Genomic DNA, 13,742 nt, shown 5'->3' with positions numbered 1-13,742 from the left:
AATTGTTTTTGTCCTTCATGGGCGACCGGATTTTCTGTAGGGTCGTTGGCACCAGGCAGGCCAGAAGATCTACAAGAGGCGTACATGCAAACCGAATTCCCGACCCAGCCCAGCTATCGTACCCAGCGCGAACAGTTTCTTGTCGCGGCGACCGGCGCTGGCGCGACGCTGACCGAGTACCTCCATCCGCTCAAAGGGCCGTTCGGCGAGACCTTGAGCACCGATGTCGCGGTGCTGGGTGATCCTGGCGCCAAGCGTTTGCTGATCGCGTTGAGCGGTACCCACGGGGTCGAAGGTTTTTATGGTTCGGGTTGTCAGACCCAATGGTTGCAGGAACTGGGCAAGCGCTCCCTGCCTGCGGACGTCGCTGTGGTGATGATCCATGCCATCAACCCCTGGGGCATGGCTTGGCTGCGTCGAGTCAACGAAGACAACATCGACCTCAATCGCAATCACCTGAACTTCCAGCGCTCGCTGCCGGACAACCAGGCCTACAGCGCGCTGCATGAAATCTATGCCTGCGCGCAATTGCACGGCCCGGAGCGCGAGCGTGCCGATGCCTTGCTCGACGAGCAGATTCGCCAGCATGGCTGGCCAGCGGTGATGTCGATTGTCGAAGGCGGACAGCATGCTCATCCCGATGGCCTGTTCTACGGCGGGCTCGCGCCTGGCTGGTCGAACCGCACGCTGCATCAGATCTTGCAAAAGCACGTGGCCCACGCTGAGGTCGCGATGTGTTTCGACTTGCACACGGGCGCGGGTGAGTACGGGCATCCAATGCTGTTGACCATCACCGAGTCTGCCTATTCGGCACTGGCGGATGCACAAGCGATTTACGGTCCGTGGCTCTATAGCCTGCAAACCGGTGCCGACACCACGAGCGAAACCGGGGTGGCCGCGACGGCCACCGGTTACACCTCACAGGCGTTGATCGATGCGTTACCGCATGTTCGGTTGATGCCGTTTGTCATCGAGTGCGGGACCTATCCCGGGCCGGACGTTCACCGGCATCTGCGCGATGACCATTGGCTGCACCTGCATGGCAACCCGAGTGATACGGTGGGGCGGGCAATCAAACTGAATCTGCTGGAGCAGTTCTACCCTGCCGACAGTGATTGGCGAGCGATGGTCTGGCTGCGGACCTGGCAGATCTGGGAACGGGCGTTGAACGCGTTGCCAACGGTTCGTGCCTGATCTGTAAATGGCGTTGATGTACTGAAGCGATTTACTGTGGGAGCGAGCCTGCTCGCGATGGGCGTTAACGATAACGCGTGCGTTCTGGATAAACGCGGCGTTCTTGAGTCCATCGCGAGCAGGCTCGCTCCTACATTGTTACGTGCGTTGCCCGTTGGAATTTACCAGTCGGTCACACTTGCGCCACGGCATTGCCAGGGATGGCCGCGGTGTTTTTACGCACGGCGCGATACAGCAGGCTGGAGACCATGAAACCGATCACCGCCAGCACGCTCATCAAGCCAAACACATAGTTATAGCCTTGCTGGCCAGGGAAGTGATCCAGGATCGAACCGTAGATCACGTAGGCAAACATGCCGGGTGCGTAACCGATCAGGCAGCCAATGCCGAACGCAGAACCGGTGATGTGCTGGGGAATTCCCACTTCGCTCATCGGCGCCCAGAACACGCCGCGCATGGTGAACACGATCAGCGCGAAGGAGAGGGTGGCAGCCATGCCGACGTAGATGAATTGTTCACCCTTGGGGATCAACAGGATCAGGGCCATGAGCGGCAGCAGGGCCAGAAACGCCCACTTCAGGTAGCGCGAGGGGCTCTTGAAATGCTTGTCCGCCAGGAATCCACCCGCCGGGCCACCCAGAATTTTCAGGAAGTACTGGTTGATGATGCCGTAGGCGCCGACCAGCGCGACTGGAAGCTCGTAGATGTCCTTCAGATAAGGAATGAAGTAGGTCAGACCGCAGTACACGATGTAGACCATGAATACGTTGAGGCTGACCAGCCAGATGCCGGGCACCCGAATGGCTTCGAACAGGCCGGACCTGCCGGACTCGCGCTTTGCCACGGGCGCGGGTTTGCTGTCACGCAACAGGAACCAGGTGAGAATGCCCGCGAGGATGTCGACGATGGAGTAGAAGACAATCGCCGATTTCAACCCCGCTTCGCCAGAACCCATGGCCACGAAGACGCCGAGGGCAGAGAAGGCGACCAGCGTATCGACGACACCGCGACCCCCCTCCAGAAAACCGAACATGCGCCCTTGTTCTTTGTCGTCGCCAAGATTGCGCACGGCCTTGAGCAGCGAGGGCCAATAGATGCAGTCGGCGCAGACTGCCAGCAGGCAGAACACGATCAGCAGTTTGTTGAAACCGGGAAAGGTCGCCAGGTACAGCCCCAGACCACCGGTGCCGATCAGCCCTAAAGGAATCAGTTTGCGCGTGTCAAAACGGTCGGCGAGATAACCGCCGACCACGAACAGCGCCGTGGCGATAATGGCGTTGGCGCTCAGCAATGTACCGATTTCGGTATGGCTCAGGCCCATGTATTCCTGGATGGGCACGTAGAACGCGTCTTTCAGGTTCGCGAGTTTGTAGATGGTGCCCCCACCCAGGATGAGGATGAGGAAACGCAGCCATTTGGCTTTTGCCTGTGCGGTCATTTTTTTGTTCTCCACAGTATTCAAGGGGCGTTCTGGCGAGCTTCGTCAGCGATCAGGCAGGAAGCGGCGTGTCAGCCAGGGTCAGTTCGGCCAGCACTTTCAGCTCACCGAGCAGGCCGCGAACGTATCGAATCTGGTTATTCGCCCAGACGTGCTCATCGGCCATCATTCGTTCTGCCGAGTAGCCGGGCGGTAGCGCCGTTTCACTCATTTCCCGGTAGTCGATGAAGGGGTCGGCGGCTTCGTCCGTCTGGCGGAAAGCGGGGGCGATGTAGTGGTTCTCCTGCTCCAGAATGAAGGCCACTACCTGAGGCGTCTTGTCGCCGAGCATCAACAGTTCGAACAACATGCGCGCGCTGGGCAGGTGATCTTCGACGCTGCCTTGCAGTACACCGTAGTGGCCGAAGCCATTGTGTTCAGGGACGACTCGCACGCCTTTCATGTGGACCTGGCGGATATGCGGTGCCAGCGCTTGCAGGGCTGGAAGCGGTTGTTCGCAGGCATTGATCATGTTGCCGAAGTCGAACAGGGCATGCAGGCGTGGATGCTCGAGGCGGTTGAGCAACTGGGCGATTTCGTGGCTCTTGAGCTCTTCGTGCTGCTCGAAGTCGAAGAACAGATCGTGTTCGTCTGCTTGCTGCGCCAGGTAGCGAAGGTCGGTCTCGATCAGGTCCATCACTCGCGAGAGGTGACCTTCATAACGCGAATAGACGCGGATGTTGCGGGTGCCTATGGCCTTGGCGATGGCGATGACCTGGTCCACGTCTTCCTGGCGTGTGCTGCTGATTTCCAGGTGCACATCCAGGCCCAGGGCCGAAGCCTTGCAGGAGAAGTCCTGAAGTTGCTGCAGACTCATGTTGCTCAGGCTGTTGGCCTCGCCATCGAGCAAATGCAGGCTCAAGCCTTGCAATTCATGGCGATAGGCGAAATCCAGAAGTTCACCGGGTGTCACGCCGCCATGGGTGAGGTTGGTCAGCAAAGGGTAGGCATGGGCGAACAGGCGCATGCGTTGCATGCGGTCGATGAGTTTGCCGGCAAGTTGTGGGGTCAGCAGCGGTGGCGGGTGGTTGCCGTGGGTGTTGTGGCTCAATAGAGCGTTGAAGCGTGCTTGGATACAGTTCATTGGAATTATTCCTGGTACAGGCACCGGTTCGGTCGGTGACGTCTTTATCGCACCAGGGTGGATCTACCCCTATATCCACTAATTTTTAATTTTCAGGACCACTTTCACGCCAGTGGGTCCACTTGTCAGAAGCGCTTTGCGCAATGGCCCGTTGAAAAAAGATTGCAATCAAAGTGTGTAGCCCATTTTGATCAAGGCCTGAGCCAGCGCCTCGACTTTGTCCCTGGCCTGTTCAACCGGCGTTCCGGCGAAGCCGATGAGCAAACCGGGTGGCAGATAGCGTTGCAGGCAGTAGTCGCTCAGGGCATAGGTATGAATCTGGTGGTGGGCCAGTTCCTTGGCAATGGCATCGTCATCCAGTTCGGGAGCCAGCCAGCCGATCAGGTGCATGCCGGCGTTGACCGGCTTGATCTCCATGAAATTCCCCAGGCGTTGCTGCAGTTCGTTCAGCAGGCAGTCCTGACGCGCCTTGTAGAGCGCACGCATGCGCCGGATGTGACCGAGGAAATGGCCTTCTCGAATGAAGTCCGCCGTGACCGCCTGGAGTAGCGTGGAAGGGCTGCGGTCCATGACCGCGCGCATGGCGCAGAACGGTTCGACCAGTGCCGGCGGGAGCACCACATAGCCAAGCCGCAGCGATGGGTAGAGCACCTTGCTGAACGTACCGACGTAGATCACCCGCGCCCATTGATCCATGGCGTAGAGCGCCGGCAGCGGGCGTCCGCCATAGTGGAACTCGCTGTCGCAGTCGTCTTCGATGATCCATCGTTGCCCGCGGCCGGCCCACTCGATCAACTCCTGGCGTCGCGCATAACTCATGGTCGTGCCGAGCGGGTGCTGACGCGAAGGCGTGGTAAACGCCAGCCGGGCTTCGGGGCACTCACGCAGACCTTGTTGAACGTCGATGCCCTGCTCGTCGATGCGCAAGGGCACCACCCGGCAACCTTGGGCCTGTAGCGCGATGCGTGCGGCGATATGGCCGGGATCTTCCATCCAGATACTGTCTTGAGGGTCGAGCAGCAACATGCCAAGCAGGTTGAAGGCTTGCTGGGCGCCAGAGACGATCACCACTTGCCCTGCCTCACAATCGATTCCGCGGGCGTCATAGACATATTCGGCAATGGCCTCCCGCAGCCGCTGCAGGCCTTTCACTTCGCCGTAACCGAGTATCGCTTTGGTCGGCTGTCCCAGGTGCCGGTTCATCAAGCGCTTCCAGACATGCAATGGAAAGGCATCGAATGCCGCGTGGCTGGGCAGGAAAGAAGTGGGACAGCTGGGTTCCCACGCTGCGTAGGAAATCCCGCTGAAATGGTCGCTGCGTAGCGACAGCACGGACTGGCTCAGGTTCGACAGGCGAGGGGGCTTGCGCTGTTCGTCGGCTGCGGCGTCACGACTTTCCCACTCGGCGCAGACATAAGTGCCTGCGCCTTTGCGAGAAACCAGGAAGCCTTCAGCGATCAGTTGGTCGAAGGCATTGAGAATTGTGATTCGCGACAACTCCTGCTCTTTGCACAAGGTCCGCGTCGAGGGCAGGCGGGTGCCTCCGGGCAGTCGACCGGCAAGGATCTGTTGGCGGATTTGCAGGTAGAGCTGGCGATAAAGAGGCGTTGAACTGGCACGATCCAGCGCGATACCTGTCAGGAGCATACCGCCGGGGGATTTCATCTGTTCTGCCTCGGTTGTTTTTCTTGTACGTCACCGCGCCATTATGTTGTAGCGCCTCAAGAAGGAAAACCTGTCGGTTTCCAGGGCGATCTCTGATGGGCGATGGAGGTAATGGCGACGTACTTTTCTCGAGGCATAAAAAAACGGCCTACCTTTCGGTAAGCCGTTTTTAGTACTTGGTGGCTACACAGGGACTTGAACCCCGGACCCCAGCATTATGAATGCTATGCTCTAACCAACTGAGCTATGTAGCCAAGTGGCGCGCATTATTCACCGGTAACGGGGATGCGTCAAGCATAAATCTAAAATATTTCTCCACACTTTCAACCGCTTATCCTCTTGAGCCGAAAAAACGGCTCTGGGGAGGGCATCAATTGGGCTGAAATCTGCCGGTATTGGTACTCACAACGCACTTCAAGGTCGTTAGCAGGCTAAGGGGATGGCGCTGCCGCACTGAAAAATGGCACATTGGCAACCTGCCCGTTTGCACCTCTCTGTTGTTTGGAAACTCCAATGGCTATCAGCAATGCCCAGACCGGTTCAATGCCGGCGTCCGCTTCTCCTCAAAGCAGCCCTTTGGTCATGCGCATCATCGGCGCCGTTGCGCTGGCGCATCTGATCAATGACCTGATTCAGTCGGTGTTGCCTTCGATCTATCCGATGCTCAAGGCCAACTACGGCCTGACGTTTACCCAGGTCGGGCTGATCACCCTGACGTTCCAGTTGACGGCTTCTCTGTTGCAGCCCTGGGTCGGTTACCACACGGACCGCCATCCCAAGCCGTGGCTACTGCCGGCCGGGACTGTGTGCACCTTGATCGGGATCGTCATGATGTCGATGGTAGGCAGCTTCCCGATGATCCTGCTCGCGGCAGGGTTGATCGGCATCGGCTCGTCGACTTTTCACCCGGAAGCGTCCCGTGTGGCGCGACTGGCTTCGGGCGGGCGCTTCGGTCTGGCGCAATCGACATTTCAGGTCGGCGGTAACGCCGGATCGGCCTTCGGCCCTTTGCTGGCAGCGGCGATCATCATTCCTTACGGTCAGGGCCATGTGGCGTGGTTTGGTTTGTTCGCGGTGTTTGCGCTGTTCGTGCTGTATTGGATCAGCCGCTGGTACGCCAACCACTTGAACCTGTTCAAGCTCAAACAGGGGCAGGCGGCGACTCACGGACTGTCCAAGGGACGGGTAACCAGTGCACTGGTGGTGCTTGGGTTACTGGTGTTTTCCAAGTACTTCTACATGTCCAGCCTCACCAGCTACTTCACCTTCTACCTGATCGAAAAGTTCGACCTGTCGGTGGCCAGTTCGCAGTTGCACCTGTTCCTGTTTCTCGGCGCGGTGGCGGCGGGGACCTTCTTCGGTGGGCCGATCGGCGACAGGATCGGGCGTAAGGCGGTGATCTGGTTCTCGATCCTCGGCGTTGCGCCATTCACGTTGTTGTTGCCCCATGTCGATCTGTTCTGGACCAGCGTCCTCAGCGTGGTCATCGGCTTCATCCTCGCCTCGGCGTTCTCGGCGATTGTTGTGTACGCCCAGGAACTGGTGCCGGGCAATGTCGGGATGATTGCCGGGATATTCTTCGGTCTGATGTTTGGTTTTGGCGGGATTGGCGCGGCGTTGCTGGGGCATCTGGCGGATATTCACGGCATCGAGTACGTGTATTTCCTGTGTTCGTTCCTGCCGTTGCTGGGCGTGCTGGCGATTTTCCTGCCTAGAACAAAAAAAGCCTGAATCACCCTGTAGGAGCCGGCTTGCTGGCGATAGCTGCGCTGCGGTCTACCTGACACCGCGTTATCGTTCTTCGCCAGCAAGCCGGCTCATACAGGAATTCCAGGCAAGAAAAGCCGCGTATCAAGCGCGGCTTTTTCTTGGGCGTGTTGCTGGCACGTTAAGTAGGAAGTCTTGATCGCCGAAGGATGATTTCGACCTTCTCTCGTTAGCGGTGACACCGACGCAAATCTATCGGCTCAGAATCCAGGCGTGAACGCGGTGCCCTTGAACGACTTATTGGCTTCTGCGTAATCCGTTGTTCGGCTGCGCAATCGGATGAGTGTGTGGCGGTACGGCTCGATAGGATCGAGGCTCTAATGTTCGCCGGGCAGAAGCTCAACATGAAAATAGCCATTGTGGGGATCGGCGCCATGGGTGGGTTGTTTGCTGCCCGTTTAGCCTTGAAGGTCAGCACGGTGTACCTGATTGAGAAATCGCCATCAATCATTGACGCCGTTCGAGCGCATGGTCTTCGGTTGCACGATGGAAAAGGGCTGCATGTGGTCCATCCGGCAATTGGCTTGGCGGCCGATTTTTCCGAGCCTGTAGACATGCTGTTGATGTTCACGAAAGGTTTTCATACGCGTGACGCTATCGAATCCTGTCGACATCTGGTGGGGCCCTCCACCAGCGTCGTCTCATTGCAGAATGGATTGGGAAATGCCGAGATCCTCTCAAGTGTGGTGGCGTCTCAGCAAATCGTCATTGGGGTTACCAATCATCCGGCGGATCTCATGGCGCCCGGGGAGATACATAGCTGTGGTGAAGGTGAGATTCGGCTATGGAGTTGGCGAAATGGTGGGGATGAGCGAGCGAAAGCCATTGCACAGCTGTTGAGTGCAGCCGGTTTAACCTGTATCGCCGATCCTGAAACGGCGATGAGGGTCTGGGAAAAGGTCGCGTTCAATACGGCCTTGAATTCGATCTGCGCCGTTTCTCGTTTAGATGTGGGAGCTGTGGCTTGCAGTTCGCCCGGGATTCAGCTCGCTCTGAGCATTATCGAAGAGGTTGCGGTGGTGGCGACTGCATCCGGAAGCAGGTTCGACACGGTCAGAGTCGAAGCCGCGATTCGTTATGCGTTTGCTCATCAATCAGCGCACAAGCCTTCGATGCTTCAGGATATTGAGGCGCGAAGGGCTACCGAGGTGGACTTTATCAGTGGCGCAGTTATTGAAAGAGCGCAGAGTCTTAATGTGCAGATACCCGTGACTGTCGCGCTGGACTCATTGATTCGCCTGATAGAGCAGCAGCACTTGGTTGAGAAGGGGGATGTTGCTGGATACAAAAAAACCCATATTCACTGAGTGAACATGGGTTTTTTGTGTCCGTGAGCGTGCGCCGAAATCCGGCTCCGCGTTACACGTTGAAGCGGAAGTGCATCACGTCGCCGTCTTTGACGATGTAATCCTTGCCTTCCAGGCGCCATTTACCGGCTTCCTTGGTACCGGCTTCGCCCTTGTACTGGATGAAATCGTTGTAGGCGATTACTTCGGCGCGGATGAAACCTTTCTCGAAGTCGGTGTGGATCACGCCGGCAGCCTGAGGTGCGGTGGCACCGACTTTGACCGTCCAGGCGCGGACTTCTTCGACGCCGGCGGTGAAGTAGGTCTGCAGGTGCAGCATTTCGTAGCCGGCGCGGATCACGCGGTTCAGGCCAGGCTCTTCGAGGCCCAGTGCCTCGAGGAACATGTCTTTCTCTTCGCCGTCATCGAGTTCGGCGATTTCCGCTTCGATCTTGTTGCAAACCGGTACAACCACTGCGCCTTCTTCTTCGGCGATGGCGCGAACAACGTCCAGGTGCGGGTTGTTCTCGAAACCGTCTTCAGCGACGTTGGCGATGTACATGACCGGTTTGGTGGTCAGCAGGTGAAAGCCCTTGATCACCGCTTTCTCATCGGTGCCCATGTTCTTCATCAGGCTGCGCGCAGGCTTGCCTTCGGTGAAGTGAGCGATTAGTTGCTCCAGCAAGCCTTTCTGGACCACGGCGTCCTTGTCACCGCCTTTGGCGTTGCGCGCGACTTTCTGCAGTTGCTTCTCGCAGCTGTCGAGGTCGGCGAAGATCAGTTCCAGGTCGATGATTTCGATGTCGCGTTTCGGGTCGACGCTGTTGGAGACGTGAATCACGTTCTCATCTTCAAAGCAGCGGACCACGTGAGCGATGGCGTCGGTTTCACGGATGTTGGCCAAAAACTTGTTGCCCAGGCCTTCACCTTTCGAGGCGCCGGCAACCAGGCCCGCGATGTCGACGAATTCCATGGTGGTCGGCAGGATGCGCTTTGGATTGACGATGGCTGCCAGGGCTTCCAGGCGCGGATCCGGCATTGGCACGATGCCGCTGTTCGGCTCGATGGTGCAGAAGGGGAAGTTCTCGGCCGCGATACCGGATTTGGTCAGGGCGTTGAACAGGGTGGACTTGCCGACGTTAGGCAGGCCGACGATGCCGCAATTGAATCCCATGGTGTTTCCCCTCGGATAAGAGTCAGGCCTTCTGGCTGTGCAGGTTTTTCATCGCGCGGTTCCATTCTCCGGCGAGGATATCCGGCAGCACGCCGAGGGCAAAGTCGATGCTGGCATCGAGTTTTTCCTGTTCGGCGCGTGGCGCACGACCCAGGACGAAATTTGAAACCATACTGGCAACGCCCGGGTGGCCAATGCCAAGCCGCAGACGGTAGAACGTATTCTGATTGCCCAGTTGCGCAATGATGTCGCGCAACCCGTTGTGACCGCCATGGCCGCCGCCCTGCTTGAGCTTGGCAACACCGGGTGGCAAGTCGAGTTCGTCGTGCGCCACGAGGATTTCTTCAGGCTTGATGCGGAAGAAACCGGCGAGTGCCGCTACGGCCTGGCCGCTGCGGTTCATGTACGTGGTGGGAATCAGCAGACGAACATCCTGACCCTGGTGCGAATAGCGCCCGGTCAGGCCGAAATATTTGCGGTCCGCCACAAGGTTTACCCCTTGTGCGTTCGCGATGCGCTCAACAAAAAGGGCCCCTGCGTTATGCCGGGTCTGTTCGTATTCAGCGCCTGGATTACCCAGGCCAACGATCAGTTTTATGGCAGTCACGATAGGGGCCCTTCCTTGGAGTGGTGGATAACATCGCCGCAATCAGGGAAAGCGGCGAAAGTGGACGAAAATTGCTCATTTACCATAGATGTAAACTCCGCGTTCTCGCCCGCTTTCTCGCTATGCTCTAGTCCGCGATGTTTCCGGTCACTCCGGCGAACAGAGTGAAATTACTCTGCTGCGCCTTCTTCGGTAGCTTCTGGAGCAACACGTGGAGCGTGGACGTTGGCAACAGCCTTGTCATCGCCGTGTGCCAGAGCAACGAACTCAACGCCTTTAGGAGCTTTGAGGTCCGACAGGTGAATGATCGAACCGATTTCGGCGTTAGCCAGATCGACTTCGATGAACTCAGGCAGGTCTTTCGGCAGGCAGGAAACTTCGATTTCCGAAGTAACGTGCGAGATTTCGCCGCCTTTCTTGGTCGGTGCTTCTTCGTTGATGAAGTGCACTGGAACGATCGCGGTCAGTTTCTGGCCAGCGACTACGCGTACGAAGTCAGCGTGCATCACGTGGCCTTTGGCCGGGTGACGCTGCAGGGCTTTGATCACGACGTTCTGCTTGGTGCCACCAACGTTCAGCTCGATGATGTGGCTGTAAGCCGCTTCGTTTTCGAGCAGTTTGGCAACTTCTTTGGCCAGCATGCTGATGGATTCAGGGGCTTTTTCGCCACCGTAAACTACAGCTGGAACCAGGCTTGCGAGACGACGCAGGCGGCGGCTCGCACCTTTCCCTAGGTCGGAACGCACTTCAGCATTCAGAGTAAAATCGTTCATGTTGTATCTCCAAAATAACCACACTCGCCCCAGCGTTTGCGACCAGCGCTAAAGGCGATATGGGCAAAAAAGCCCCGCCCCGACAGGAATGCCGGGGCGGGGCGCTTTTCGTCAACGAGACATTTCGAGAAGGGCAGGGCCCTTAGCGGAACATCGCGCTGATCGATTCTTCATTGCTGATGCGGCGGACCGCCTCGGCAACTACCGGTGCGATATCCAGTTGGCGGATACGCGCACAGGCTTGTGCTGCAGCGGACAGCGGGATGGTGTTAGTCACCACCAGCTCGTCCAGCACGGAATTTTCAATGTTTTCGATCGCCCGACCGGACAGCACAGGGTGCGTACAGTAAGCGAAAACCTTGGCAGCGCCATGCTCTTTCAGGGCCTTGGCCGCGTGGCACAAAGTGCCGGCGGTATCGACCATGTCATCGACCAGAATACAGGTGCGCCCTTCGACATCACCGATGATATGCATCACTTCAGAGTGATTGGCTTTCTCACGGCGTTTGTCGATGATCCCGAGATCAACGCCCAGGGATTTGGCAACGGCACGTGCACGCACGACGCCACCAATGTCCGGGGACACGATCATCAGGTTTTCGAAGCGCTGATCTTCAATGTCATCCACCAGAACCGGGGAGCCGTAGATGTTATCTACCGGAATATCGAAGAAACCCTGGATTTGGTCAGCATGCAGATCAACCGTGAGAACACGGTCGATGCCGACTACGGTAAGCATGTCAGCCACGACTTTCGCGCTGATAGCCACACGTGCGGAACGCGGACGGCGATCCTGACGGGCATAACCAAAGTAAGGAATAACAGCAGTGATACGAGTAGCCGAGGAGCGGCGGAAGGCATCAGCCATCACTACCAGTTCCATCAGGTTATCGTTGGTCGGAGCGCAAGTCGGCTGAATAATGAAAACGTCTTTACCGCGAACGTTTTCATTGATCTCGGCTGTAATTTCGCCGTCGGAAAATTTACCGACAGAAATGTCACCGAGAGGGATATGCAGCTGACGTACGACACGCCGAGCCAGATCGGGGTTAGCGTTCCCCGTAAAGACCATCATCTTGGACACGCGCAGTACCTAGAGGCTGAGGGTAACCTGGATGAGTATAGAAAATGGCAGGGGCGGCTGGATTCGAACCAACGCATGGCAGGATCAAAACCTGCTGCCTTACCGCTTGGCGACGCCCCTGTATCTGTTGCAACGATTACCCAGTAATCGGTTCCTTTAGAGCAGACTTTGCAGCTTGCGATGCAACATCGAAACGTTGCTTCCTTTTGCTACAAACCCTGTAAGGGTCTCTGTAAGAAGGGCCGAGACTTTATCAGCTTCAGCTTTGCTTGGGAAGCCCCCAAACACACAACTTCCAGTTCCGGTGAGTTTTGCTTCGGTAAATTTACCTAACAAATTCAAAGCGTTACGTACTTCTGGATAACGCCTTGTTACCACCGGCAAGCAGTCATTTCGACTGTTTCCCTTGGGAACGGGGCGCACTTTAATGGGAGGAGTGTTACGTGTCAACAACGGATCTGAAAAAATTTCTGCCGTACTAACAGAGACTTGCGGTACCAGCACGAGATACCACGGTTCTTCCGGGTCGACAGGGGTCAGTTTCTCGCCAACACCTTCGGCAAAAGCCGCATGGCCACGCACGAAAACCGGGACGTCGGCACCCAGCGTCAAACCCAGTGCAGCCAGTCGATCCTCGTCCCAGCCCAGTTGCCAGAGATGGTTCAGCCCGAGCAGTGTCGTCGCGGCATTCGAACTGCCGCCACCGATGCCGCCGCCCATGGGCAGGATTTTTTTGATCCAGATGTCGACACCCTGCGAACAACCGGATTGCTCCTGAAGTTTTTTCCCGGCCTTGACGATCAGATTGCTGTCGTGGGGGACGCCTTCGAATTCGGTGTGCAGTTGAATGACGCCGTCATCGCGCAGCGCATAAGTGATTTCGTCCCCGTAATCGAGGAACTGAAACATCGTCTGCAACTCGTGATAGCCGTCTTCACGGCGACCGAGAATGTGCAGCATCAAATTAAGCTTGGCCGGAGAGGGCAGGGTCAGGCGATTGGCTGGCATGTCATTGCCCCAGCTTGCGGGGTTGCCACACCTTGATCACCAGCGTGACATCAAGGTCGGTGCCGCTGAGCTTGATGCGCTCGGGCAGCCAGAAACCATTTTGTTGCGTATACGAGGTGTATTGGACCTTCCAGCCATCCTGTTCGAGGCCCGCCAGGCGACTGTCGGCATCCAGTGTCAGGCGACTTTTGCTATCGGGAGCGGGAAGCCCGCGCACCCACCAGGACAGGTTGGACACCGGCAACTTCCAGCCCATCTGTTCCTCAAGCAGGACTTCCGGGTTCGGCGCCTCGTAACGCCCCTGATTGGCGACTTCCAGCGACACCTTGCCCGGACGCCCGGTCAGGCGTGCGGCGCCGCGACCCAGCGGACCGGAGAGGCGAATGTCGTAGTAATCCTGGCGCTGCAACCAGAACAGCGTGCCGCTGCCCGAATCCTTGGGTGCGCGAATGCCAATCTTGCCGTCGATCTGCCAGCCGTCGAGGCTGGTCAGTTGCTGTTTGTGCTCGCGCCAAAGCGCCGGGCTGCCGTGACCCTCTACCGATTCGCGGGAACCGACGCCCGCGCAACCGGCGAGCAGGGCGATGAAACTGAAAACGATGAAGTGGCGCAAAAACATGATT

12 protein-coding genes and 2 tRNA genes are annotated in these 13,742 nt (G+C 57.5%); 3 read left to right on the top strand and 11 right to left on the bottom strand.

Annotated elements, in window-relative coordinates; genetic code table 11:
* Positions 1-84 precede the first annotated feature (84 nt).
* Entirely contained in the window at positions 85-1,194 is a 1,110-nt protein-coding gene (locus QMK58_RS25245; protein ID WP_053162390.1) for a DUF2817 domain-containing protein, read from the top strand.
* Positions 1,195-1,366: 172 nt separating this feature from the next.
* On the opposite strand, the gene QMK58_RS25240 is transcribed toward QMK58_RS25245, so the two are convergent.
* The 4 genes from QMK58_RS25240 to QMK58_RS25225 all read right to left on the bottom strand — a co-directional run bounded on the left by QMK58_RS25240 (position 1,367) and on the right by QMK58_RS25225 (position 5,674).
* Entirely contained in the window at positions 1,367-2,632 is a 1,266-nt protein-coding gene (locus QMK58_RS25240) for an MFS transporter (RefSeq protein ID WP_053159723.1), read from the bottom strand.
* 52 nt (positions 2,633-2,684) lie between these two features.
* Positions 2,685-3,755: a sugar phosphate isomerase/epimerase family protein gene (locus QMK58_RS25235; RefSeq protein WP_053159721.1), complete on the bottom strand. Its 1,071-nt coding sequence runs from the start codon at positions 3,753-3,755 to the stop codon at positions 2,685-2,687.
* A gap of 168 nt (positions 3,756-3,923) precedes the next feature.
* Positions 3,924-5,420, bottom strand: coding sequence for a PLP-dependent aminotransferase family protein (locus QMK58_RS25230; RefSeq protein WP_053159719.1), 1,497 nt, complete (start codon positions 5,418-5,420; stop codon positions 3,924-3,926).
* A 177-nt stretch (positions 5,421-5,597) separates the two neighbouring features.
* Positions 5,598-5,674, bottom strand: a tRNA-Met gene (locus QMK58_RS25225).
* Between the two features lie 259 nt (positions 5,675-5,933).
* On the opposite strand from QMK58_RS25225, the gene QMK58_RS25220 reads away from it, so the two are divergent.
* Positions 5,934-7,151, top strand: a complete 1,218-nt coding sequence (locus QMK58_RS25220) for an MFS transporter (protein ID WP_053159717.1) — start codon at positions 5,934-5,936, stop codon at positions 7,149-7,151.
* A 356-nt stretch (positions 7,152-7,507) separates the two neighbouring features.
* On the top strand, positions 7,508-8,494 hold the full coding sequence (locus QMK58_RS25215; protein ID WP_256220654.1) for a ketopantoate reductase family protein: 987 nt from the start codon (positions 7,508-7,510) through the stop codon (positions 8,492-8,494).
* Positions 8,495-8,546: 52 nt separating this feature from the next.
* Here the strand turns inward: QMK58_RS25215 and ychF are convergent, their stop codons facing one another.
* The 7 genes from ychF to lolB all read right to left on the bottom strand — a co-directional run bounded on the left by ychF (position 8,547) and on the right by lolB (position 13,738).
* Positions 8,547-9,647: a redox-regulated ATPase YchF gene (gene ychF, locus QMK58_RS25210; protein WP_053159715.1), complete on the bottom strand. Its 1,101-nt coding sequence runs from the start codon at positions 9,645-9,647 to the stop codon at positions 8,547-8,549.
* A gap of 22 nt (positions 9,648-9,669) precedes the next feature.
* Positions 9,670-10,254, bottom strand: coding sequence for an aminoacyl-tRNA hydrolase (gene pth, locus QMK58_RS25205; RefSeq protein WP_008037207.1), 585 nt, complete (start codon positions 10,252-10,254; stop codon positions 9,670-9,672).
* A gap of 170 nt (positions 10,255-10,424) precedes the next feature.
* Positions 10,425-11,027, bottom strand: coding sequence for a 50S ribosomal protein L25/general stress protein Ctc (locus QMK58_RS25200; RefSeq protein WP_053159713.1), 603 nt, complete (start codon positions 11,025-11,027; stop codon positions 10,425-10,427).
* A 142-nt stretch (positions 11,028-11,169) separates the two neighbouring features.
* Positions 11,170-12,111: a ribose-phosphate pyrophosphokinase gene (locus tag QMK58_RS25195; RefSeq protein WP_003171603.1), complete on the bottom strand. Its 942-nt coding sequence runs from the start codon at positions 12,109-12,111 to the stop codon at positions 11,170-11,172.
* A 45-nt stretch (positions 12,112-12,156) separates the two neighbouring features.
* A tRNA-Gln gene (locus QMK58_RS25190) sits at positions 12,157-12,231 on the bottom strand.
* 36 nt (positions 12,232-12,267) lie between these two features.
* Positions 12,268-13,119 carry a 4-(cytidine 5'-diphospho)-2-C-methyl-D-erythritol kinase gene (ispE, locus tag QMK58_RS25185; protein WP_320395584.1) on the bottom strand — a complete coding sequence of 284 codons (852 nt, stop codon included), beginning with the start codon at positions 13,117-13,119 and terminating at the stop codon, positions 12,268-12,270.
* Position 13,120: 1 nt separating this feature from the next.
* Complete coding sequence (lolB, locus tag QMK58_RS25180; RefSeq protein ID WP_053159709.1) at positions 13,121-13,738, bottom strand: lipoprotein insertase outer membrane protein LolB; 618 nt, start codon at positions 13,736-13,738, stop codon at positions 13,121-13,123.
* Positions 13,739-13,742 lie beyond the last annotated feature (4 nt).

This window comes from Pseudomonas sp. P8_241, assembly GCF_034008315.1.
Classification (GTDB): Bacteria; Pseudomonadota; Gammaproteobacteria; order Pseudomonadales; family Pseudomonadaceae; genus Aquipseudomonas.
Note: the sequence above shows the minus strand (reverse complement) of the source record. Positions and strands in the feature narration are given on the sequence as shown.